Source organism: Streptococcus sp. HSISS2 (genome assembly GCF_000448665.1).
In the GTDB taxonomy this organism is placed as follows: Bacteria; Bacillota; Bacilli; order Lactobacillales; family Streptococcaceae; genus Streptococcus; species Streptococcus raffinosi.
This window is the reverse complement of sequence record NZ_CM002133.1, coordinates 1,562,017-1,565,430: the sequence shown is the minus strand read 5'-3', so window position 1 is coordinate 1,565,430 and position 3,414 is coordinate 1,562,017. Positions and strand designations below refer to the sequence as shown.

At 38.2% G+C, this 3,414-nt stretch carries 3 protein-coding genes and 3 pseudogenes; all 6 read left to right on the top strand.

Translation table 11 applies throughout. The features are described from left to right. A pseudogene (locus HSISS2_RS07005) lies at positions 1–372 on the top strand (VOC family protein); the annotation flags it as partial. 96 nt (positions 373–468) lie between these two features. Then, positions 469–1,071 (top strand): nitroreductase family protein, encoded by a 603-nt coding sequence (locus tag HSISS2_RS07000; protein ID WP_021146071.1) that lies wholly within the window; start codon positions 469–471, stop codon positions 1,069–1,071. Positions 1,072–1,600: 529 nt separating this feature from the next. Next, positions 1,601–1,909 carry a hypothetical protein gene (locus tag HSISS2_RS06995; protein ID WP_042767067.1) on the top strand — a complete coding sequence of 103 codons (309 nt, stop codon included), beginning with the start codon at positions 1,601–1,603 and terminating at the stop codon, positions 1,907–1,909. Positions 1,910–1,922: 13 nt separating this feature from the next. Beyond that, a complete protein-coding gene (locus tag HSISS2_RS06990; protein WP_021146069.1) occupies positions 1,923–2,129 on the top strand; it encodes a helix-turn-helix transcriptional regulator in 207 nt (68 codons plus the stop codon). A 1-nt stretch (position 2,130) separates the two neighbouring features. Further along, positions 2,131–2,927: pseudogene (locus HSISS2_RS06985) on the top strand (DUF3169 family protein). Positions 2,928–2,938: 11 nt separating this feature from the next. After that, positions 2,939–3,406 (top strand): annotated as a pseudogene (locus HSISS2_RS06980) (ATP-binding cassette domain-containing protein); the annotation flags it as partial. Between the last annotated feature and the right edge of the window lie 8 nt (positions 3,407–3,414).

The following is a 3,414-nucleotide window of genomic DNA, read 5'->3' as shown; positions in this document are numbered from 1 at the left end:
ATTCATTTATCGGTCAAAGATAGTCAGCTAGCAAGGACTTTCTATCAGGATGTCTTGAAGCTAGCGGATAAGTTTACCATTCCAAGTGCTAGTTGGATTGCTTCAGGTGATTACCATCATCACCTTGCAGTCAACGAGTGGGGCGGAAAAAACTTGTTCAAACGTGACCAAGATATGCCTGGTCTTGCTTACTACGTCGTAGAAGTGGAAGAGAAGGGAGATTTGATTGGCATTGTAGAACGTGCTAACAATCGTGGAGCGAAGGTCAAATGGTTATCTTCTAATGAGTTAACAGTAGAGGATAAGGATGGTATTTTGACACGTGTAAGAAAAATATTAATAATTAGTGATTTTTTGAGTCGTAACTATTGACATTACATTCAAAACGGTTATAATGGTTATTGTAATAAAAGTTATTACAAAACAGCTTAACAATTACTATTTATCATAAAGAAAGAGGGAATACCTATGACCTACTTTACAGACTTACAAACAAAACGCCGTTCAATCTATGCTTTGAGAAAAGACCTTGAGCTCTCTAACCAAGAATTGATTGAAACCATTCAAGGAGCTGTCCTTAACACACCTACAGCCTTCAACTCACAAACATCACGTGTGGTGATCTTGCTAGATGAAGAATCAGATGCTTTCTGGAATGAAATCGCTTATTCAGAGCTTGAAAAAGTAACGCCAGCAGAAGCCTTTGAAGGAACAAAAGAACGTTTGGCAGGATTTGCTCAAGCTAAGGGAACAATCCTTTTCTACGAAGACCAAGATGTAGTGAAAGGCCTTCAAGAGCAATTCCCACTATACGCTGAAAACTTCCCAATTTGGTCAGAGCAAGGTCATGGAATCGTCCTTTATGCAACATGGTTGGCTTTGGCTGAGAAGAATATCGGCATGAACGTACAACACTACAACCCACTTGTTGACACACAATTAGCTGATAAATATGACATTCCAGCTAACTGGAAACTCCGTGCTCAAGCCCCATTTGGCCAAATCGTAGCAGCAGCAGGAGACAAAGATATCCAAACAGAAGGTCGTTTCAAAGTTTTTGGCGACAAGTAATCACTTTAACTCAGTCAGCGAGCTTGACAATTGGCTGTACTATGACTAAAGAATTTCAAAATGATAAGACAAAAAGTAGCAGGATTGAGAAATCTTGTTATTTTTTTGTATCTCAAAAATTGTAATACCCAAGGAAAGTTATAGCTTGAATTTAAAAACTTTCCTTAGGTGATAGCGAATGTCAGCGACTTTCAAAGAAGTTCCATGAGTAAAGTTTGGCTCCCTCGATTTTTAATTTTTAGGCTTAGGTTAAGACAATTCTCCAAACTTTCAAGTACCTGTATTCACTACTGATTTTTTTGAATTGCCCGGATTAATTAATGATTTTTTATTGCGGTAGCATGCACATTAATTTTTTAAAAACTTTCCCACTAAATTGGCGAACTAAATACTAAAAAATCTGCTAGGTCTTGATGGTTGATTTTAAGGGTTTGTTTTAAGAGGTGAAGTTGAAATGTAGATTTTTCTAATTAGTTTGTCGAAGTAGGGATACTACAAAAGATTTTGAAAAGAGGGGGGAGGTATTCTTATGGACGCCATATGGATTATTTTTATCCCTTTTCTGGTTATATTTTATACAAGCTTAGAAAAGAAGATAAAAAGGTTGAATAAACGTATCAAAAAGTTAGAAAAACAATTGAAAGGAAATCAAGACATGTCTAGACTTTTAGAAGAATTGAAAGGGCAAACGGTCACGGTTACAGTAAATGGTTTTGGAACTAAATATGAGATTATGGATATCGATGAAGATTGGGTCAAATTGAGTCGTGAGAATAAGAAAAAAGATAAGGAAACCAAGTTAGTCCGCATCGAAGATATTCAAGGTATTCAACTATAAGGGGGCGGATGCCATGATTTTAAAAAATCGATTGAAAGAGCTGAGGGTGCGTGATGGTCTCAATCAATCCGAGCTAGCCAAGCTAGCAGGGGTCTCGCGCCAGTCCATTAGTCTCTTGGAACGTGGTGAGTATACACCTTCTGTCATTATCGCCATGACTATTGCCCGGATTTTCAAGGAACCAGTTGAAAATGTATTTAGTTTAATAGAAGAAGAATAATATGAAAAAGCAACAACAAGAACGATCCGCCCGTTATCGGTTTTGGAGAAATGTCGGAATCATCACAGGTTCCGGTTTGATTGGAGGAGTCATTGGTTTTTTGACAGGCATGTTCGGATCCGAAAAAACCCTTGAAATCTAATCCTTCTTTAGTAGAGAAGGACTCCTTTGGGGCTCAATACTTTTGTTTCTTATCGTGTTTATGGTCACGATAGACTTACTAATAAGCGCGAGAAAAGTCCATCAAAAAATGCTTCAGATAGAAGACGAAGAGGAAGCCTATCACTATGACATCCAGAAGAAAAACTGTATGGGTTAGCGACCATTTTTAAAGGCATCATGATCTTGCCATACTTTTTAGTCATCATCTTTTATTGTCAATTGATGTATATGGATGGATCTGGCACAGGGAACTTGGCTTTTATCTTTGGAGACTTTACCATACTCTATCTCTTCCTTGTCGTGATTGCCCTGTTTTTACTATCGGATATCTTCTTTCGCAAGACCTTCCATCTGCTTTATGGGAAACCAATTCCTCGCAATGCCAATGCCAAGGAAGTGCGTGAATTCATGATGAGTATGATGGATGAAGCAGAAAAACAGATTAGCTACGAGGAAAACTATGAAATTATCATTAAGTTAAGCAATTATATCTTGCCGATTTCCTTAATTGCGATATTCTTAGTTGGCATTGCTTTCCATACAGATATCTTGTTAGCATTAGTAGTGGTATCACTGATTTATGTCTATATCTTGGTCTCTCAGTACAAGATTACCAAACGTTATTATAAAGAGTAGAGGAGTCATCTATGTTAGAAATCAGAAATTTAGAAAAAAGCTTTGGGAATAAGCAGGTTCTCTTCGGAGTAGATCTGACAGCTCAACAAGGGCATATCCTTGGCTTAGTTGGGAAAAATGGGGCCGGGAAAACAACTATTTTCCACAGTATCTTGCGCTTTTTGGACTACAGCGGCGAGATTCGCCTAGGTGGCAAAGCGATCACCCAAGAAACCTACAAGGAAATTGGCTATTTGCCAGAAGAACGTAGTCTTATGCCAAAACTCACGATTTTTGAGCAGGTCCGCTATTTGGCTGCCTTAAAAGGAATGAGCACTGCTGAGGTCAAGGAAAAATTACCGACCTGGATGGAAAAACTCCAAGTAAAAGGAAAATTGACCGATAAAATCAAGAGTCTCTCAAAAGGGAACCAACAGAAGGTTCAATTGATCATCACCTTGATCCATGAGCCTAAATTGATCATTTTAGATGAACCCTTTTAGCGGCT